Raw genomic sequence first — 20,437 nt, forward strand, 5'->3', positions numbered from 1 at the left:
CCGTGAACTACATCGTCGATTCCGTCGACAGCGCGCTCAAACTGCTGAGCCACGTCGCCGAACATCCGGGCCTGGGCGTCACCGAACTCGCCAATCGGCTCGGCATCAACAAGTCGCGTGCGTACCGGATGCTGTGCACGCTCGAACTGCATCGCTTCGTCGTGCTGGACACGCGCGCGTCGACATACGCGTTGGGTCCGCAGGCATTCGTGATCGGCGTCGCGGCGGCGCAGCAGAACACGCTGGTGCGCTCGGCGCAAAAGCACATGCTTGCGCTCAATCAGGCGATCAACGAAAACGTCGTGCTGCGGGTGCGCGAAGGTCTGGAGACAGTGTGCGTCGCGCGTTGCGAGAGCACGCACGAGATGCGCACCATCGGCGCGGTCGGCAACCGCCGGCCGCTCAATAGCGGCGCGTCCGGCAAGATCCTGCTCGCGTTCGCGCCGGATGCGGTCAGGACCGAATACCTGGGACGTCTGAAGAAATTGCCGCAGCCGCCCGACCTGATGAAGCTGGTCGACGAACTCGATGCGATCACGCGCAAAGGCTACGCGGTCAGTGTCGGCGAAGTCACCGCGGGTGCGGTTGCGATCTCGGTGCCGGTGCGCGATGTGAGTGGCGACACCGTCGCCGCGGTCAGCGTGTCGGGGCCGGAAATGCGCATCAGCCGGATCGAAATTCCCGATTACCTCGAACGTCTGCAAGCATGCAGCCGCGAGATTTCCGCCGAGCTCGGCTACACCGCGCCCCAGTTGAAGCCGCAACCGGCGTGACAGGAACTTGCACATGACCCCACTCGCTCCATCCGCGACGCCCGCCACCGGCGACGATCATCCACGCAGCCAGTCCGGCAACGGCAGCCATGAGCACAAGCCCCACGGCAAGATGCTGCATCCCGTCGTGATGATGATCTGGGTCGTGCTCGCCGCGGTGGCGATGACGTATCTGATCGACGCCGGCCACTTCGAGCGTCACGACAAGCTCGTGGTACCGGGTACGTACCAGGTCGTGCCGAAGAGTGCGCGCCTCGCCACGCTGGTCGCGCCGAGCGTCAGCAAAAGCACGCCCGAACAGGCGATGCCGGCCAGTCTGGTCTCCGCGTTCGTCGCGGTGCCCAATGGGCTCATCAAGAACGCACCGCTGATTTTCATGGTGATGTTCGTGGGCGGCATGTTCGGCGTGATGCGCAAAACAGGCGTGGTGGATGCGGGCATCGACCGGCTGCTGCAACTCACCGCAGGCAACATCTATGTGCTCGCGCCGCTGCTGATGCTGCTGATCGGCCTCGGCAGCACGCTGCTAGGCTTCATTTCCGAATACCTCGTGATCATTCCGATGGTGATGGTGCTCGCGCGGCGGCTCGGTCTGTCGAACCTGTTCGCGGTCGGCCTCGTCGCGATTGCGGCGAAAGTGGGCTATATCGCATCAGTGACCAACCCGCTGTCGCTCGCGGTCGCGCAGCCGATTGTCGGCGTGCCGCTCTTTAGCGGCATCGCGATGCGTATCGGCGTGTTCGTCACGTTCCTGACGCTCGGCATTCTGTATCTGCTGGCTCACGCGCGTAGGAGCGGCTACCGGCTGGCGAGCGCGCGCGCGAGTCTCGATGAACATCCTCGCGCAACCCTTTCGCGCCGCCACAAGGCAACGCTGGTCGTGCTGGCGGCGGCGGCCGCGGCGCTGGTGACCGGCACGCGTGAACTGCATTGGGGCAATGTGGAGCTATCGGCGTTCTACATATTCATCGGCATCGTGACGGCGGCGGTCGGCGGGCTCGACTCGCGCAGCGCGGCCGATGCCTTCGTCGACGGCATGAAGGGCATGATGCTCGCGGGCCTGCTGATCGGACTCGCCGCGTCGGTCGAACTGATCCTGCAGGACAGCCTCGTGCTCGACACGCTGATCGAGCACTTCACGCGCCTCGCGCGCGGCCAGTCTGCCGTCTGGGTCGCGAATGCACTGATGGCCGTCCAGATGGTGCTCGACGTGTTCATTCCATCGGTGTCCGGCAAGGCCGCGGTCAGCATGCCGATCATCGGACCGATCGCACAGCTCTCCGGCGTGAGCGGACAAACCTCGGTGCTGGCTTTCGTGCTGGGCGGCGGCTTGACCAATATGGTGACGCCCACCTCGGGGATGCTGCTCGCCTACCTCGCCACCGCGCGGGTCGGCTTCGGCCAGTGGATCAGATTCATCCTGCCCCTCTTCGTCGTGCTGCTTCTGCTCTCCGGCGGCGTGCTGGCGCTCGCGGTGTGGACGGGATACTGAAGCACCCAGGGCATACCCGAACCAGGCCGCCGCGCGGCAAATCCGGCTCAAAACAGCGTCAAAACACGCGGCTCTTCGCGCCCATTCGCGAGGGGCCGATTAAAGAAGAAAAAATTCACTCAGACCGCCGCTAAAAAATAGAGTCTCTTCCGCTGCCTCACCTGTGGGGTCCCCACCACCGCACGCGGATGCAAGATAACGGAGACTCGCCCATGACCGCCCGCCTGCCCATCGACGGCACGCCTGCTCTCGCCGATTACCGGCTATCCGACAACCTCACCGCGACGCGCGGCCGGATCTTTCTGACCGGCACACAGGCGCTCGTGCGCCTCGCGCTCATGCAGCGCGCGCTCGACAAAGACCGCGGCCTGAACACCGCCGGCTTCATCAGCGGCTATCGCGGCTCGCCGCTCGGCATGGTCGACCAGCAACTGTGGAAGGCGAACAAGCTGCTCGACGCGAGCGACATCCGCTTCCTGCCCGCGATCAACGAAGAACTCGGCGGCACCGCCGTGCTCGGCACGCAGCGCGTCGAAGCGGACCCGGAGCGCACCGTCGAGGGCGTGTTCGCGATGTGGTACGGCAAGGGCCCGGGCGTCGACCGCGCGGGCGACGCGCTCAAGCACGGCAACGCGTACGGCTCGTCGCAGCATGGCGGCGTGCTCGTGGTCGCGGGCGACGATCACGGCTGTGTGTCGTCGTCGATGCCGCATCAGAGCGACTTCGCGATGATCGCGTGGCACATGCCGGTCGTGAATCCGTCGAATATCGCGGACATGCTCGAGTTCGGCCTGTACGGCTGGGCTCTCTCGCGCTTCTCGGGCGCGTGGGTCGGCTACAAGGCGATCTCGGAGACGGTCGAGTCGGGCTCGACTGTCGATCTCGACGCCCTGCAAACGCAATGGATCACCCCTGAGGATTTCACCGCGCCGGCTGACGGCCTGCACAACCGCTGGCCCGACTTGCCGAGCCTCACGATCGAAGCGCGTCTGCATGCGAAGCTCGACGCGGTGCGCCACTTCGCGCGCACGAACAGCATCGACAAATGGATCGCGCCGAGCCCGCACGCGAACGTCGGCATCGTCACCTGCGGCAAAGCGCATCTGGACTTGATGGAAGCGCTGCGCCGGCTCGATCTGACCGTCGCCGATCTCGACGCCGCAGGCGTGCGCATCTACAAGGTCGGCCTGTCGTTTCCGCTCGAAATGACGCGCATCGACGCGTTCGTCTCGGGCCTCTCCGAAGTGCTCGTGATCGAGGAGAAAGGGCCTGTCATCGAGCAGCAGATCAAGGACTATCTGTACAACCGCACGCAGGGCACGCGGCCGGTCGTGATCGGCAAGAACGCCGAGGACGGTACGTTGCTGCTGTCCTCGCTCGGCGAGTTGCGGCCGTCGCGCATCCTGCCCGTGTTCGCGAACTGGCTCGCGCGCCACAAGCCCGCGCTCGATCGCCGCGAACGCGTGGTCGATCTCGTCGCGCCGCAAATCCTCTCGAACGCGGCGGACACCGTCAAGCGCACGCCCTACTTCTGCTCGGGCTGCCCGCACAACACGTCGACGAAAGTGCCGGACGGCTCGATCGCGCAGGCGGGTATCGGCTGTCACTTCATGGCTTCGTGGATGGAGCGCGACACGACCGGGCTCATTCAGATGGGCGGCGAAGGCGTCGACTGGGCTTCGCATTCGATGTTCACGAAAACGCGCCACGTGTTCCAGAATCTCGGCGACGGCACCTACTTCCACTCCGGCATTCTCGCGATCCGTCAGGCGGTCGCCGCGAAAGCGACGATCACGTACAAGATCCTCTATAACGATGCGGTTGCGATGACGGGCGGCCAACCGGTCGACGGCAGCATCTCGGTGCCGCAGATCGCGCGCCAGGTGGAAGCCGAGGGCGTGTCGCGCTTCGTCGTGGTCAGCGACGAGCCCGAGAAATACGACGGCCATCACGGTCTCTTTCCGCAGGGCACGACGTTTCACCATCGCAGCGAAATGGACGCGGTGCAGCGCGAGTTGCGCGACACCGACGGCGTGACCGTGCTGATCTACGACCAGACCTGCGCGGCCGAAAAACGTCGGCGCCGCAAGAAAGGCGAATTCCCCGATCCGGACAAGCGCCTTTTCATCAACGAGGAAGTCTGCGAAGGCTGCGGCGATTGCGGCGTGCAATCGAATTGCCTCTCGGTGGAGCCGGTCGAAACCGCGTTGGGGCGCAAGCGCCGCATCGATCAATCGTCGTGCAACAAGGACTATTCGTGCGTCAACGGCTTCTGCCCGAGCTTCGTCACGGTGGCGGGCGGCAAGCTGAAAAAAGCCGCGGGCGCCGCGTTCGATCCGCAAGCGCTCACCGCAAGCGTCGAAGCGTTGCCCATTCCCGCGACGCAACTCGATGCCGCGCCGTACGACATCCTCGTCACGGGCGTGGGCGGCACGGGCGTCGTGACGGTCGGCGCGCTCATCAGCATGGCCGCGCATCTCGAAGGCAAGAGCGCATCGGTGCTCGACTTCATGGGCTTCGCGCAGAAGGGCGGCTCCGTGCTGTCGTTCGTGCGCTTCGCCGCGCGCGATGAATGGCTCAACCAGGTGCGCATCGACACGCAGCAGGCCGACGTGCTGCTCGCCTGCGACATGGTCGTCGGCGCGAGCGCCGATGCGCTGCAAACGGTGCGGCATGGGCGCACGCGCATCGTCGTCAACACGCATGCGATTCCGAACGCGAGCTTCGTGCAGAACCCGGACGCGACGCTGCACGCCGACGCGCTCATCGACAAGATGCGCCACGCGGCTGGCGCAGAGCGCATGTCGACCTGCGACGCGCAGGCGCTCGCCACGCGTTTTCTCGGTGACACGATCGGCGCGAATATCCTGATGCTCGGTTTCGCGTGGCAACTCGGTCTCGTGCCCGTGTCGTTCGCGGCGATGATGCGCGCGATCGAGTTGAACAACGTCGCCGTTCAGATGAACCAGCTCGCGTTCTCGATCGGGCGTATGGCCGCGGCCGATCCGGCTGGGCTCGAATCGCTGTGGCAGGCGCGTCACGTGGCGAAGCCGAGCGTGCGCGTCGATACGCTCGATGAACTGATCGCGCATCGCGAAGGGCGTCTGCTCGCGTACGGCGGCCCGGCGTATGTGAAGCGCTATCGCACGCTCGTCGAGGCGGCGCGCCGTGCCGAAACAGCCGTCGACGCAACGGGCGAGCGCGTCACGCGCGCGGTCGCGACGACGTTCTATCGACTGCTTGCGGTGAAGGACGAATACGAAGTGGCGCGTCTGCATACGGATGCCGCGTTCCGCGAAGCGCTCGAAGCGCAGTTCGAGGGCGTGGCCGGCAAGGACTTCAGCATCAGCTTCAACCTCGCGCCGCCGACGCTCTCGCGCGCGCAACCCGGCGTCGTGCCGCGCAAGAAAACCTTCGGTCAATGGATGTGGCCCGTGCTGGGCACGCTCGCGAAATGGCGCGGCCTGCGCGGCACGCCGCTCGATCCGTTCAGCCGCACGCTCGAGCGCAGAATGGAGCGCGAACTCGCGAGCGATTACGAAACCACGCTGCAGCACGCGCTCGCGAAGCTCGACGCGAGCAATCTCGACGACGTTGCGAAGCTCGCCGATCTGCATGCTCGCGTACGCGGTTATGGTCATGTGAAGCTCGCGAACCTCGCGGGAGTGAAGCGTGGCGAGCGTGATATCGCCGCACGCCTCGGAATCGATGCGGCGACCGGTGCCGCGGTGAAGAAGTCGCTCGAAGAGATGAAGGGCGCCGGGCAGTTGCGCGGGATTCCGGTGGTGGTCACGAAGTAGCGCAGAACACGTCTGCTCGATTGACGCGCCAACAACAAAGCCGCTTCGGATTCATTCACCCCGAAGCGGCTTTTTTTGCGCAGCGCCTCAGCTACGCAGACGTTGCATCGAGCAGCGCCCTCACCCGCGCGACTTTCGCGGGATCGACCGGTGCCAGCCCGTTACCGTCCACGCGCACGCCCGAGCCGAAATGCACGGCCTCGACGTGCGTCTCGCTCACGAAGCCCGCCACCGCGTCTATCGTCAAACCGGCACCGGCGAGCACCGTGCAATGCGAGCCCGACGCTTGCCGCACCAGTTCGCCAATCACCGCTGGCGCCTGCAGCACCGACGGCTTTCCGCCCGACGTCAGCACGTTTTTCACCGCGTCGACGCGCAGCAGCACGTCGAGCGCTTCGCGCAGATCGCGCGCTTCGTCGAACGCGCGATGGAAGGTGATGTCGAGCCCATCGGCGGCATCGCAGGCACGCGCGAGACCTTCGCGGTCGATCGCGCCAGCGGTATCGAGCATGCCGATCACGATGCCGTTCGCTCCCGCCGCCTTCACCGCGCGAATGTCACGCAGCATCACGGCATAGTCGTCGGCGTCGTAGACGAACGAGCGGCTATGTGGCCGCACGATCACATTCACGGGAATGTCGGCCGCGGCAACCACTGCCTCGATCAGGCCGACGCTCGGCGTGAGGCCGCCCTCGCCCATCGCGGTCACGAGTTCGAGACGCCCGGCGCCGGCCTGCGCGGCGGCGCGCGCATCGGCGACGGTCGTGGCAATCACTTCGAGCAGCACGGACATGAATGAACCTGATGTCGTTGAAAACGACATCATCTCAGAACCGCTCTTCGTCCACCCAGTCGATATCGCCGCACAGCACGCAGGTTTCGTTGCCGACGCGCGTCGCCACCGAGAGCGTCACGCACGGCAACGCCTCGTTGATCGACAGATACGGCCGCGTCACGTGCACGCGTTCGGGTGCATTGATCGCGGCGCTGAAATACGGCCGGCGCAACCAGTTCGCACCCTGCGCATCGGCAAGCGGCAGAAAGCGCGTTTCGTGCGCCGCGCGGTCGGCGCGCAGCACGACGTTGCGGCCCGCCTGACGGCCTTTTGCGTCGAGCAGAAAGCAGCGCGCGGCGTGATCGAGCGCGAGGAAATTCCAGCACACTTCGTCGAGCGGTTCACCGGCGGCGAGCCGCTCCGCGGCGCGCTCGAAGGCGCGCAGATACGGCGCGAGACGGCTCGCGCCGCGGCGCTCGCGCGCTTCGGCCTGCTCGCGATAACGCTCGGTGACTTCGCCGATGCACGCCGCCGCGTGCGCCGCGTCGGCGAGGCCCGGATTCGGCCTGCCGAAGAAAAAGCCCTGCACGAAGTCGGCGTTGCAGGCGAGCGCCATCTGCGCCTCGTGCTCGGTTTCGACGCCTTCGACCAGCACGAGCTTGCCCGCTTCGTGCAGCAGCGACACGAGTCCCGGCAGGATCGTCGCCATGTCGGCGCGATGCGCGGCGTGCGACAGCATGATGCGGTCGAGCTTCACGATGTCGGGATTCAGTTGCCAGATCCGTTCGATGTTCGAATGCCCCGCGCCGAAATCGTCGAGCGCGATCAGAAAGCCGCGCTCGCGGAACTGGCGCACCGCTTCCGCGAGACGTTCGAGATCCTCGGCGCTCTGCTCGAGCACTTCGAGCACCACGCGCCGCGGCGACAGATCGAGCCGCTGCAGGCTCGCGAGCAGCGTCGCGGCCAGATACGGATCGGTGAGCACGCCCGGGTGCACGTTCAGGAACAGCCACTCGCGCTCGGCGCCGAGCACCCGGAAGTTTTCCAGATGCAGCGTCTGCGCGAGCCGGTCGACCTGGAGCGCCTCGCCAACGCGCGCGGCGTCGCCGAACACGTCGAGCGGCGACACGGGACGATCGAGCGCATCGTGCGCGCGCAGCAGCCCCTCGTAGCCGACCGCCCGCATGTGCGACAGGCTGAAAATCGGCTGGAATACGCTCGTCAGCGTCAGCTCGCCATGCTGCACCGAAAAGCGTTGCAGGCCCGAGGCCACCTCGACCTCGAAGCCGTGCGGCGCATTCGCCGCCTTGTCCTGTTGCGCAATCGTCATGCAATCCTCTCACCAGGAGCCGGCCCGGTCCGGGCACGGAAGCAGACAGACCCCGTGCCGGTTCTAAAAATGTGCGTCATCGCCACGGGTTAAGCAAGCTCCATGCGCACGCCGGCGCACATAGCGCTGTAAATCGACCGAAAGATTGCACCGGCGACACGGCCCGCGCGCCGCCCGTGGGCGCGGCATGCACCATAGCGGTGCGAGCGCGGATGCGAGCCACACGACGACCCCGCGCGCGGCCGGGCTACACTCCACCCTGCGCGTTGCGGCGCCCATGCGCTGTGCCCCTTCCATCGCGAGCCCCCGATGCGCTCGACGCATGCGAGGCGGCAAACCCGGCGCCGCGGCGATTCGCCCTGAGACACCCCCGCTATTCCCGGAACACACGATGGAAATTGTCTTCACTGTCCTGATCCTGTTGCTCGCCGTTGCCGCTTCCGGCGTGCTGACTCGCGCGCTGCCGTTCAAGCTGCCGCTGCCGCTCGTGCAGATCGCGATCGGTGCGCTGCTCGCGTGGCCGCGCCTCGATTTGCACGTGACGTTCGATCCGGAAATTTTCATGCTGCTGTTCATTCCGCCGCTGCTGTTCGCGGATGGATGGCGCATCCCGAAGCGCGAATTCTTCATGGCGCGCCGCGCGATCCTGATGCTCGCGCTCGGCCTCGTGTTCATGACCGTGCTCGTGGTCGGCTATTTCGTGCACGCGCTCGTGCCGCAGATTTCGCTGCCGGTCGCGTTCGCGCTCGCTGCCGTGCTGTCGCCGACCGACGCCGTCGCGCTCAGCGGGATCTCCGGCAAGGGCAAGATACCGGGGCAACTGATGCACATCCTCGAAGGCGAGGCGCTCATGAACGACGCGTCGGGCCTCGTCGCGCTGAAGTTCGCGATCGCCGCGGCGCTGACCGGCGCGTTTTCGCTACGTGAAGCGTCGGTGAGCTTCGTCATCATCGCGGTGGGCGGCCTCGCGGTCGGCGCGGCGGTCAGCGCGCTGTTCAGCTTCGTGTCCGCGCGTTTTCTCCATCTCGCCGAGGAAGGCGACCCCGCCCCCGGCGTCGTGATGACGCTGCTGATTCCGTTCGCCGCCTATCTGACCGCCGAGCGCTTCGAACTGTCTGGCATCCTGGCGGCGGTCTCCGCCGGCATGATGATGAACTACGCGGACATCGCGAATACGTGGCAGGTCGCCTCGCGCGTGCGGGCCTCGAGCACGTGGACGATGATCGAGTTCGTCTTCAACGGCATGGTGTTCATCATGCTCGGACTGCAGTTTCCGCACATTCTCGGCCGCGCGCTGCTCGACGCGCACGAAACCAACGACGCGCAGGTGGCGCTGCTGATCGGCTACATCGTCGCGGTGGCGCTTGCGCTGTATGCGATGCGCTTCGTGTGGGTGTGGCTGCTGCGCTGGTTCGCGAGCCGGGGCGCGGCGAAGCATGGCATCGCGAATGCGGTGCCGGGCCTGCGCATGGTATCGGTGACGACGGTGGCGGGCGTGCGCGGCGCGGTGACGCTCGCGGGTGTGTTGTCACTGCCGGAGCTGCTGCCGAACGGCACGCCGCTGCCGGGACGCGATCTGGCGATCTTCATCGCGTCGGGCGTGATCCTGCTGTCGCTGCTCATTGCGGTCGCGGCATTGCCGGTCCTGCTGCGCGGCTGGCGACGCGGCAAGGATCCGCATGCGGCCGAAGAAGCGCTCGCTCGCACGCTTGCCGCACAAGCGGCGATTCGCGCGGTCGACGATATTCACGACACTGAATGCGCGGACCTCGAAGAATCGGCGCAGGCGTATGCGACCGATGTGACCGCGCGCGTGATGGACGTGTACCGCCGCCGCCTCGCGGCGCTCGACGACGAACAGGAGCCACGCGAACTCGCGCGCCGCGCCGATGCGCTGGAATTCCGCATGAAGCTCGCGGCGATGCGCGCCGAACGCAAGACGCTGCTCGATTTGCGCAACAGCCAGCGGATCAACGACGAAACGATGAACAAGCTGATACGCGAGGTCGATCTGTCGGAGACGGCGCTGACCGCGCGCAAGAGATAGCGGTTCGGGTGCTCTGGAGAACGGCGGCGGCGATGGAGCCGCTCGTCGGTTTTGATATCCGCGACGCCGGCAGTGCGCGCTCGGCGGCGGCGCCCGCCGTCCTACGCGGGCGGCGGTGCCGGTCGAACGAAACTCAGGCCACCTGTCCTTGCGTCGGCTTCCTCCTCAACAGCGCGTACAGGATGATCGCGCCGAACGTCGCGGTGCCGATCCCGCCAAGGCCGAAGCCGCCGAGCTTCAGCGAGAAGTCGCCGGCGCCGAGCACGAGCGTGACGGCCGCGACGATCAGGTTGCGGTTGTCGGAGAAGTCCACCTTGTTGACGACCCAGATGCGCGCGCCCGTCACCGCGATCAGCCCGAACACGACGATCGACACGCCGCCGAGCACCGGTCCGGGAATCGTCTGGATCACCGCGCCGAACTTCGGCGAGAAGCCGAGCGCGAGCGCGATCACCGCGGCGATCGCGAACACGAGCGTCGAGTAGATCTTCGTCACCGCCATCACGCCGATGTTCTCGGCGTACGTCGTCATGCCCGTGCCGCCCGCGAAGCCGGACACGATGGTCGCGAGCCCGTCGCCGAGAAAGGCGCGGCCGACATAGCGGTCGAGGTTCTGCCCGGTCATCGCGCTCACCGCCTTGATATGGCCGAGATTCTCGGCGACGAGGATCACCGCGATCGGCGCGAGCAGCGTCATCGCGTGCACGTCGAACACCGGCGCCGTGAAGCGCGGCATGCCGAACCACGCGGCGTTCGCGACGATCGAGAAATCGATCGGCTTGCCCATGCCGAGGCCGTTCGCGACGATCGCGTAGATCACGTAGGCGACCAGCAGGCCGATCAGGATCAGCAGACGCTGCAGCATGCCGCGCGCGAACACCGCGACCGCGCCCACGCATAGCACTGTCATGAGCGCCATCCACGAATCGAAGTTGCTGCCGCTCACGCCGTGCACGGCGATCGGCGCGAGGTTCAGGCCGATCACGCAGACGATCGCGCCGGTCACGACAGGCGGCATCAGCGTTTCGATCCAGCGGGTGCCCACCGCCGAGACGATCAGGCCGATCACCGCATACACGGCGCCACACACGATGATGCCGCCGAGCGCGACCGGAATGTTCGGATTCGGGCCGTGGCCGCCGTAGCCGGTCACCGCGATCACGAGACCGATGAACGCGAAGCTCGAACCGACATAGCTCGGCACGCGGCCGCCCACGAGCACGAAGAACAGCAGCGTGCCGATTCCCGACATGAAGATACACAGGTTCGGATCGAAGCCCATCAGGAGCGGCGCGAGCACGGTCGAGCCGAACATCGCGACGACGTGCTGGATGCCCATCGCGAACATCTGCGGCCACGCGAGCCGTTCGTCGATGCCGACAATGCCGCCCTCGGCGGCGGCAGGCTGGCGGCGCCAGCGGGGGAAATAGGATTCGGCCATCGCGGGGGTTCTCCTCTTGGTCGGCGCGGTGTGTGGTGTGGTGTGTGTGAATCACGCCCTGCGGCGTGCGGTCCGGCAAGTTACGCGCGAGTTTACGGAGAGCAATAAGGGCTGGCAAGCGCCTTCAATGCGTGCCGGGCCCTTGCGTGTCCGGCGTCACGACCGCTCCATCGGCCGGCGCCCCCTCCGCTGCCCGATAAAGCTGCACACGATTGCGGCCCGCGTCCTTAGCGCGGTAAAGCGCTTCGTCGGCGGCGTTGATGAGCGCGCGGCTCGTCTCGATCAGCGGACCGTGCGCGGTGGCCGCGCCGACGCTCACCGTCAGCACGTGATGCGTGCTCGCCACGTGGCGGCACTCCAGCGCCTGCACCGCCGTGCGAATCTGCTCGGCGATGCGCTGCGCGCCCGCCGCGCCGGTGTCCGGCAACAGCACGGCGAACTCCTCGCCGCCGTAGCGCGCCGCCGTGTCGCCCGGGCGCCGCACGTTCTGCGTGATGCAGCGCGCCACGCCGATCAGCGCTTCGTCGCCCGCCGAATGGCCGTACAGGTCGTTGAAGCCCTTGAAGTAGTCGACGTCGATCAGCAGCAGCGACAGCGGCCAGCCGTTACGCTGCGCGCGGCGCCATTCTTCGTTCACCTCCTCCTCGAAGGCGCGGCGATTGTTCAGCCCGGTCAGGCCATCGGTGCGCGCGAGTTCGCGCAGTTCTTCCTCGGCCTCGCGGCGGCGGCGCAACTGGTACGAGAACAGGATCGCGAGCGCGATGATCGTCACGTCGAGCCCGGCGATCAGCGTGCCGATGATCCACGCGCGCCGCCGCCATTCGACGTAGATGTCGCCAGTGGAAAGCGCGACGTCGAGGATCAGCGGATAGATGTCGATATGGCTGAACGCGTACCAGCGCTCGACGCCGTCGATTGCCGCCGTGCCGAAAAAATCCCCGTTCGGCTGCCGGATGAAGCGCGAATAGTTCGCGGTGCCGGTCAGGTTGATACCGATCGTTTTGGGATCGTAAGGACGGCGCATCAGCATCGTGCCGTCGCTCAGCATCAGCGCCATCGAACCGCTCGGCCCGAGCTTCATGCCATCGAAGAGGTGACGGAAATACGTGAGGCGCATCGTGCCGACCACCACGCCACCGAAGCTGCCGTCCGGCTGCGAAATGCGCCGGCTCAGCGCGATGCGCATGTCCTTGTCTTGATCCTTGTCCTGGTCCTTTTCCGTGCCGCTGCCGCCGGGGCTGAACGGATGGCTGATGAAGAGGCCGACGTTGGGCGAATCACGCTGCACCTTGAAGAAGTCACGCCCGGCGAAATTGAGCGGCCGCGGCTCAACGGAGCGCGAATCGAAGCGGACGTTACCGTTTTTGTCGAGGACGAACACCGAGCCCATGTCCTTCGCGCCGATCGAGCCGTCGAACAGCACCATCTGACGGATGACCGGCGGCAGTTCGAGCACGCCGGGATGCCTGAGTCCGTCGATCACCGCGCGCAGCGACAGGTCGTAGATCTCCAGATTGCGCGATACGTCGCGCTCGACCAGCAGCGACACGTTGAAGACCGCGTCCTGCGCGCGCCGCAACGCGTCCTCGCGCATCTGCGCGAGCAGCCACACGGCGATTGCGAGAATCGCACCGGCCAGCACGATGCTGATAGCAATCACGGCGTTCGGTCGGCGCGTCACCATTTGCTGTTCGTTCTGACATGCGCTGAACCACGCGCGTGAAGAAGCGGCGCGCCCCCGTGAATACCCTCGGATACGCGTCCCGTGAACCGGTAGGGTAGCAGACGCAGCCGCCCGCAATGGTCCGAATAAGCGTGTTTTTACAGGCTTATGCGGTAGCTCGGCGCAGATCCCGCGTGCGAGCCGAGCGGACGCCGTGCCAACCGGTCACCCAGGGCCGCCTGGCCCCGCTCCGGCGCCCGTCTGCCGGGCTATCCAGCCGCGCCCAAATTAATCGGATAACGAATGCAAATTGGACGGATAGTTCGCCCCGCCAATTGGGTATTCAATCGAGCCTGTCAACGTTCAAACGATTGGCCCCCTGCAATCACCTGTATGGGATCGGAGTCAGCACTGAAGCGCCGACTCTGGTCGACATTGGAGAGAGACACATGATGAGCGAGAAGCGCAGCGCCTCCGAATGGCGCGAATTCGTGAGCGGCTGTCTGGACTTCCGCCCGGCGGAAGGCGTCTACCGGATTGCCCGCGAAATGTTTACGGAGCCCGAGTTGTTCTCGCTCGAAATGGAGTTCATCTTCGAGAAGAACTGGATTTATGCCTGCCACGAAAGCGAAATCGCCAACAAGAACGACTTCGTGACGATGCGCGCGGGCCGCCAGCCGCTCATCATCTCGCGCGACAGCGCCGGCAACCTCAACGCGATGATCAACGCGTGCCAGCACCGGGGCGCCACGCTCACGCGCATGACCAAGGGCAACCAGTCGACCTTCACGTGCCCGTTCCATGCATGGTGCTACAAGAACGACGGCCGCCTCGTGAAAGTGAAGGCGCCGGGCGAATACTGCGACGACTTCGACAAGTCCGTGCGCGGCCTGAAGAAAGCGCGCATCGCGAGCTATAAGGGCTTCGTGTTCGTGAGCCTCGACGTCGGCGGCACCGACACGCTCGAAGACTATCTCGGCGACGCGCGCATCTTCTTCGACATGATGGTCGCACAGTCGCCGACCGGCGAACTCGAAGTGCTGCCGGGCAAGTCGACCTACACGTTCGACGGCAACTGGAAGCTGCAGAACGAAAACGGTCTCGACGGCTATCACGTGAGCACGGTGCACTACAACTACGTTTCGACCGTGCAGCACCGCATCGAGTCGAACGCGAAGAACGGCGACGCGCCGAGCGGCACGCTCGACTACAGCAAGCTCGGCGCCGGCGACAACGAAACCGACGACGGCTGGTTCGCGTTCAAAAACGGCCACAGCGTGCTGTTCAGCGACATGCCGAACCCCGAGGTGCGTCCCGGCTACGCGAGCGTGATGCCGCGTCTCGTCGAAGCCTACGGCGAAGGCAAAGCCGAATGGATGATGCACCGGCTGCGCAACCTGAACGTCTATCCGAGCCTCTTCTTCATGGACCAGATCAGCTCGCAGTTGCGCATCGTGCGGCCGGTCGCATGGAACAAGACGGAGATCATCAGCCAGTGCATCGGCGTGAAGGGCGAATCGGCCGAGGATCGCGAAAACCGCATCCGTCAGTTCGAAGACTTCTTCAACGTGTCCGGCATGGGCACGCCCGACGACCTCGTCGAATTCCGCGAGCAGCAACGCGGCTTCCAGGCGCGGCTCGAACGCTGGAGCGACATCTCGCGCGGTCATCACAAGTGGGAAAGCGGCGCGACCGCGAACACCACGCTGCTCGGCATCACGCCGAACCTGACCGGCACCGAGTTGACCCATGAAGGGCTTTACGTGAACCAGCACGGCACGTGGCGCGACACGATCCTCAAGGGTCTGGACAAATCCATCGAATCGCAGGGAGAGCAGGCATGAGCCAACTCCAACACTCCGTCGAGCAGTTTCTGTATCTGAAGGCCGACCTGTGCGACAAGCAGCAATGGGACGAATACCTCGAACTGTTCGATCCGCAGAGCGTTTTCCACGTGCCGCAGTGGGATTCCGAGCATGTGTACACGACCGACCCGAAGCAGGGCATGTCGCTGATTTACTACTCGGACCGCGCCGGCCTCGAAGACCGTGTGTTCCGCCTGCGCACCGGCAAGTCGGCTGCGTCGACGCCGCTGCCGCGCACGATGCATCAGATCAGCAACGTGCGTCTGAGCGGGCGCGAGGATTCGCTCGTGGAAGCGAACGTGAACTGGTCGACGATGTACACGCGCCACGGTTCGACCGACTACTTCTACGGCCGCGCGGTGTACGACCTGCAGCCGTCGGGCGATAGCTGGAAGATCAGGCGCAAGCACGTGCTGCTGCTGAACGACCACATCAACGCGGTGCTGGACTTCTATCATCTGTAAGCAGGGAGCACGACGATGAAACATAAAGTCGCGTTGAGCTTTGCCGATGGCAAAACCGCGTTCTTCGACGTGAGCCCGAACGAGCTGCTGCTCGATGCGGCGCTGCGCCACGGTGTAAGCATTCCGCTCGACTGCCGCGAAGGCGTGTGCGGCACCTGCCAGGGGCGCTGCGAATCGGGCACCTATACGCTCGATTACGTCGACGAGGAAACGCTCAGCGAAGCCGATCTCGCGCAGCGCAAAATCCTCTCGTGCCAGACGCGCGTGCAGTCGGACGCGTCGTTCTACTTCGACTTCGATTCGACGCTCTGCGAAGGCGCGAGCACGAGCACCGTGTCCGCGAGCGTGGTCGCCGTCGAACGGGTCTCGGCGACGACCGCGATCCTGCGTCTCGATGCGAGCGCGCATCCGCGTCAGCTCGATTTTCTGCCGGGGCAGTACGCTCGCGTCAAGGTGCCCGGCACCGAAGAATGGCGTTCGTACTCGTTCGCCAATCATCCGAACGCGCGCAACGAGCTGCAATTCCTGATTCGTCTGCTGCCCGACGGCGTGATGAGCAACTATCTGCGCGAGCGCTGCAAGGCCGGCGACACGGTCGAGTTCGAAGCGCCGCTCGGTGCGTTCTATCTGCGCCAGGTCGAGCGTCCGCTCGTGATGGTCGCGGGCGGCACCGGTCTCTCGGCGTTCCTCGGCATGCTCGACGATATGTCGGCGAAGCGCAATTGCGCGCATCCGGTGCATCTGTACTACGGCGTCACCCATGCCGCGGACCTGTGCGAAACCGAGCGCATCAACGGCTATAAGGCGAGCATCGAAGGCTTCGCGGTCGAAACGGTCGTGATGAATCCGGCGCCGGAATGGGCGGGGAAAACCGGTTTGATCCCCGAGCATTTCGACCGTTCGTTCCTCGAAGCGAACGGCTTCGACATGTACGTGTGCGGTCCGCCGCCGATGGTCGAAGCGATCAAGACCTGGCTCACCGAACAGGGCATCCAGGACTACCGGCTGTACTACGAGAAGTTTGGCGAGAGCAACGCGCGGTAAAGCGCGTGGTTCGAAGGCATGTCTGTTTCGTTTTCGTCCCGTTCTGTCGTCGTGAGACGATGCGGCGGGACGATTGCGGCAGGCGCGGTGCGCGGCATTGCGCCGACGTGCGCGTGAATGCGCGAGTTTAAAGCGAGCCTCAGGGCAGCCTCGATCGCCGGCGGACCTAGCGTCGGCTCACCGGCGCGCGCGCAGAGCGCTTGAGCGTATCGGACGGCGACTCGCCGAACATCGCCTTGTACTCGGTCGAGAAGCGCCCGAGATGCGACATCCCCCAGCTCAGCGCAACCGACGAAATGTTGCGCACCGAGCGGTCTTCCACGAGATCCCGCCGCGCCGATTCGAGCCGGTATCGCTTCAGATACGCAATCGGCGCGCAGCCGAAATACTGCCGGAATCCCTCGAACAGCTTGAAGCGCGACACACCCGCCGCGCGCTCGATGTCTTCGAGCGTCAGCGGCTCGCGCGCGTTGTCGTGAATGAACTGGCGCGCTTTGGTCAAGTAATGCGGCGGCGTCAACGCCGACACATTGGCGAGTTGCTCCGAGTAGTTGTGCGGCTGCGACAGCAATAGCCCCTTGAGCAGCGTCAGTTCGAATTCGCTCGACATATAGAGCTGCCCCAGCGACGGCCCCGTGCGCTCCATCTCGCCGACCAGAAACTTGACCATGCGCCACCACGATGCCTGGTCGCCGATGGCCGCGTTCATGTCGGGCTGGAACACGAGCGGCGCTTCGACGGGACGCTGCAGCATCGTTTGCAGCACCTGCCGAAGCGCCGAGCGCGGAATCGCGACATGCAGCTTGCGGCAATTGCCAGTGATGGTCAGATCCTGCGACTCCTGCGGACTGACGATCAACCCGCAGTCCTGGTCCGACAGCCACGTCTTGCCGTGCGCGACCAGCTCCTGCTGCCCGGCCATCGGCAGGCTCACGCTGTAGCAGTTCAGCGGACTGTTCTCGCGCACCGCCACCGTGACGTCGGTGCCGTATTCGACATAGCCGAGCGTCGTCGCCATCGAACGCAACACGGTGCCCGACTGATGGAACCGCAGCCGCTCAGGCTGACTCACCTGCAGCCCGTGAGGACCGCAAATGGACGCCATCCATTCGCGCGCGCCATCGAGGTCGCTCAGCGCGGCACGGATATCGCGATTGCCTGGTTCCGGTGTTGATCGCATTTGCAGAAAATATGGCAGGGATTTGCGCGCCCACTGGGTTCATCCAGGGACAACCATGAGGGTGCTGAACGGGGCATCGTGGAGCATTGCGGGTTCCGTTAAGACTACCTCAACAGCGACGGATCCGCATAAATGGATAAAAACATTGTCCGCGAATAAACAGACGTTGCGCCTGGATGGAACCCGCAAGGAACGCCCCGGCAAGCCCGCATGAAGCGCTTACGCCTGATGAAATCTACTCGAAAGGCGAAGTTTTCGCCAGGCGCCTAAATACATTCAAAGCCACGAGTCTTTCCACTTTCTTCATGCATCGCATGCAAGCCTGCACGGAAACGGCGTTATCTCTCAAGTCCGGCTGCATTCGATCCGATATCCGGTAGATGGGATGTCTTTTTGCCGGTACCACGGCAGGCACCCACGGGGGTAAGACGCAAAGCCGCCGGAAAGCACGGCGGCCTGATACAGACATTCCCATTCCCGGACCGCAGAGTCCACGCGAACCGTTCTACGTTTCGTTACTGGAGAAAATAAAAGTGCGCCTCAATCGCCTCACTATCAGAAGCAAACTCATTGCCGGCTTCGGCATGCTTTCCTTGATCGTCGTTGCCGTCTCCTGCCTTTCTCTGAAGGCGCTGAGCGATTCGACCGATGACTTCACCGACTTCGTGCACGGCGCCAACGCGCGCGCGGACATGGTCGTTCAGGTGCGAACCGCGATCGACCGCCGCGCGATCGCCGCACGCAATCTCGTGCTCGTGACCAAACCTCAGGATATCGAAATAGAGAAAGCCGACGTGATGCGCGCGCACGAAGACGTGCAGGCCCACCTGAAGCAGCTCAACCAGATGATTGCGAGCGCGACCGACTCATCGGAGAAGGCGCGCAGCCTTATCGCCGAGATCAATCGCATCGAAGCGGCGTATGGCCCGGTTGCGACCCACATCACCGAACTCGCGCTCGCCGGCAAGCGCGACGACGCGATCACCGAGATCGACGAAAACTGCCGCCCGCTGCTCGCCGCGCTGATCCGCGCGACGGATACCTACGCCGACTACACGCGTACCCGCCAGGAGCAGATGGTCAACGACTATGCCGCGCACTACCAGAGCCAGCGCAACCTGCTGATTGCGATCAGCGTCGCCGCGATTGCGCTCGCGATTGCGTCGTGCTGGCTGATCGCGCGCGCGGTGACCGGACCGCTCGGCTTTGCGATCAACGTCGCGCACACCGTGTCGCAAGGCGATCTGCGCACGCGCATCAGCGTCGACGGTCACGACGAAACCAGCAGGCTGCTCAGCGCGCTGCGCGAGATGAACGAGCGGCTCACGGCGGTCGTCACGCGCGTGCGCGACAGCAGCACGAGCATCGCCGGCGCGGCGCGCCAGATCGCCGCGGGCAACATGGACCTGAGCCAGCGCACCGAACAGCAGGCCGCGTCGCTGCAGGAAACGGCGTCGAGCATGGAGCAGTTGACGTCGACGGTCAGGCAGAACGCCGACAACGCGCAGCAGGGCAGCGCGCTTGCCGCGAACGCTTCGTCGGTCGCGAAGAAGGGCAGCGCGGTAGTCGGCCAGGTCGTCGACACGATGCAGCAGATCAGCGACAGCTCGACCAAGATCGCGGACATCACCGGCATCATCGAAGGCATCGCGTTCCAAACCAATATCCTCGCGCTGAACGCGGCCGTCGAAGCGGCGCGCGCCGGAGAACAGGGACGCGGCTTCGCGGTGGTCGCCAGCGAAGTGCGCAGCCTCGCGCAACGTTCGTCGAGCGCGGCCAAGGAGATCAAGGATCTGATCGCCAACTCGGTGGACCGCATCCGCGACGGCTCGGCGCTCGCCGGCGAAGCGGGCAAGACGATGAGCGAAGTGACGCAGGCCGTCGCGCGCGTGACCGACATCATGGCGGAAATCGCGGCGGCTTCGACGGAACAAAGCCGCGGCATCGAGCAGGTGAATCTCGCGATTACGCAGATGGACAACGTCACCCAGCAGAACGCCGCACTGGTCGAGGAAGCCGCGGCGGCATCACGCTCGATGGAAGATCAAGGACAGCAGTTGAGCGAAACGGTGGCGTTCTTTCAGGTCGTGAATAGTGCGGGGACGGGCGGGGTTGCTGCTTCAGTGTCGGCTTCCGCTCCGGTTGCCGTTGCGGCTGCTTCAGTTCCGGTTGCGGTTGGGGTTGCGATTGCGCGCAGGGAGATGCCGCGTCGGGCAGTGGTGGCAGCGCCCGTTCAACGCGCAGCGCGAACGACCGCTGCAGCGCCGGTGGCTGCGTTGGTGGGAGCGGCTGGCGGCGTGGGTACGGCGGGCGCGTCTGTCAAAAACGCAGACGACGGGTGGGACACGTTCTGATCGAGGTTTTTTGGCAAAGCGCCGTGTGGTCTACGTCAGCACTCAGAGTCAGACGGGCAATCACAACGGTTCTGCTGCCGGGCGAGTATTGACATGCTCGTCCGGCAATATCATCCCGCGCTGTGGTTCGAGGGCCGCCTGCCGGCAGACGGTTCCGGCAGTCCGTTTTCAGCCGACAAGGCCACTCGGATAGTGGCAGCACGCTGCAT

The 20,437-nt window shown here is 65.0% G+C and carries 13 protein-coding genes; 8 read left to right on the forward strand and 5 right to left on the reverse strand.

Translation table 11 applies throughout. The features are described from left to right. Positions 1-2: 2 nt before the first annotated feature. The 3 genes from B9Z01_RS10180 to B9Z01_RS10190 all read left to right on the forward strand — a co-directional run bounded on the left by B9Z01_RS10180 (position 3) and on the right by B9Z01_RS10190 (position 6,065). The gene (locus B9Z01_RS10180; protein ID WP_085482526.1) at positions 3-773 is read left to right on the forward strand and encodes an IclR family transcriptional regulator; all 771 of its coding nucleotides are present in this window, start codon (positions 3-5) and stop codon (positions 771-773) included. Positions 774-786: 13 nt separating this feature from the next. Then, positions 787-2,265: a Na+/H+ antiporter NhaC family protein gene (locus tag B9Z01_RS10185; RefSeq protein WP_085482528.1), complete on the forward strand. Its 1,479-nt coding sequence runs from the start codon at positions 787-789 to the stop codon at positions 2,263-2,265. A 212-nt stretch (positions 2,266-2,477) separates the two neighbouring features. Beyond that, positions 2,478-6,065 (forward strand): indolepyruvate ferredoxin oxidoreductase family protein, encoded by a 3,588-nt coding sequence (locus B9Z01_RS10190; protein WP_085482530.1) that lies wholly within the window; start codon positions 2,478-2,480, stop codon positions 6,063-6,065. A 91-nt stretch (positions 6,066-6,156) separates the two neighbouring features. Here the strand turns inward: B9Z01_RS10190 and B9Z01_RS10195 are convergent, their stop codons facing one another. Continuing rightward, the gene (locus tag B9Z01_RS10195; protein ID WP_085483475.1) at positions 6,157-6,858 is read right to left on the reverse strand and encodes a copper homeostasis protein CutC; all 702 of its coding nucleotides are present in this window, start codon (positions 6,856-6,858) and stop codon (positions 6,157-6,159) included. 34 nt (positions 6,859-6,892) lie between these two features. Further along, on the reverse strand, positions 6,893-8,170 hold the full coding sequence (locus tag B9Z01_RS10200) for a sensor domain-containing phosphodiesterase (RefSeq protein WP_085482532.1): 1,278 nt from the start codon (positions 8,168-8,170) through the stop codon (positions 6,893-6,895). A gap of 391 nt (positions 8,171-8,561) precedes the next feature. Here B9Z01_RS10200 and B9Z01_RS10205 point away from each other — a divergent pair, with 391 nt between their 5' ends. Further along, complete coding sequence (locus B9Z01_RS10205; RefSeq protein ID WP_085482534.1) at positions 8,562-10,217, forward strand: Na+/H+ antiporter; 1,656 nt, start codon at positions 8,562-8,564, stop codon at positions 10,215-10,217. A 133-nt stretch (positions 10,218-10,350) separates the two neighbouring features. On the opposite strand, the gene B9Z01_RS10210 is transcribed toward B9Z01_RS10205, so the two are convergent. After that, a complete protein-coding gene (locus B9Z01_RS10210) occupies positions 10,351-11,658 on the reverse strand; it encodes a solute carrier family 23 protein (protein ID WP_085482536.1) in 1,308 nt (435 codons plus the stop codon). 124 nt (positions 11,659-11,782) lie between these two features. After that, positions 11,783-13,342, reverse strand: a complete 1,560-nt coding sequence (locus tag B9Z01_RS10215; RefSeq protein WP_085482538.1) for a sensor domain-containing diguanylate cyclase — start codon at positions 13,340-13,342, stop codon at positions 11,783-11,785. 431 nt (positions 13,343-13,773) lie between these two features. On the opposite strand from B9Z01_RS10215, the gene antA reads away from it, so the two are divergent. From antA to antC, 3 genes are read left to right on the forward strand one after another with little or no spacing between them, the layout of a single operon-like run. Further along, the gene (gene antA, locus B9Z01_RS10220) at positions 13,774-15,165 is read left to right on the forward strand and encodes an anthranilate 1,2-dioxygenase large subunit (RefSeq protein WP_085483477.1); all 1,392 of its coding nucleotides are present in this window, start codon (positions 13,774-13,776) and stop codon (positions 15,163-15,165) included. Further along, the gene (antB, locus tag B9Z01_RS10225) at positions 15,162-15,650 is read left to right on the forward strand and encodes an anthranilate 1,2-dioxygenase small subunit (protein ID WP_085482540.1); all 489 of its coding nucleotides are present in this window, start codon (positions 15,162-15,164) and stop codon (positions 15,648-15,650) included. The genes antA and antB overlap by 4 nt, the downstream gene beginning before the upstream one ends. A gap of 15 nt (positions 15,651-15,665) precedes the next feature. Further along, positions 15,666-16,694, forward strand: a complete 1,029-nt coding sequence (gene antC, locus B9Z01_RS10230; RefSeq protein ID WP_085482542.1) for an anthranilate 1,2-dioxygenase electron transfer component AntC — start codon at positions 15,666-15,668, stop codon at positions 16,692-16,694. A 166-nt stretch (positions 16,695-16,860) separates the two neighbouring features. Here the strand turns inward: antC and B9Z01_RS10235 are convergent, their stop codons facing one another. After that, positions 16,861-17,874, reverse strand: a complete 1,014-nt coding sequence (locus tag B9Z01_RS10235; RefSeq protein WP_085482544.1) for an AraC family transcriptional regulator — start codon at positions 17,872-17,874, stop codon at positions 16,861-16,863. 584 nt (positions 17,875-18,458) lie between these two features. On the opposite strand from B9Z01_RS10235, the gene B9Z01_RS10240 reads away from it, so the two are divergent. Next, positions 18,459-20,228 carry a methyl-accepting chemotaxis protein gene (locus B9Z01_RS10240; protein WP_420814656.1) on the forward strand — a complete coding sequence of 590 codons (1,770 nt, stop codon included), beginning with the start codon at positions 18,459-18,461 and terminating at the stop codon, positions 20,226-20,228. Positions 20,229-20,437: the final 209 nt, after the last annotated feature.

Source organism: Paraburkholderia susongensis (assembly GCF_900177725.1).
Lineage (GTDB): Bacteria > Pseudomonadota > Gammaproteobacteria > Burkholderiales > Burkholderiaceae > Paraburkholderia > Paraburkholderia susongensis.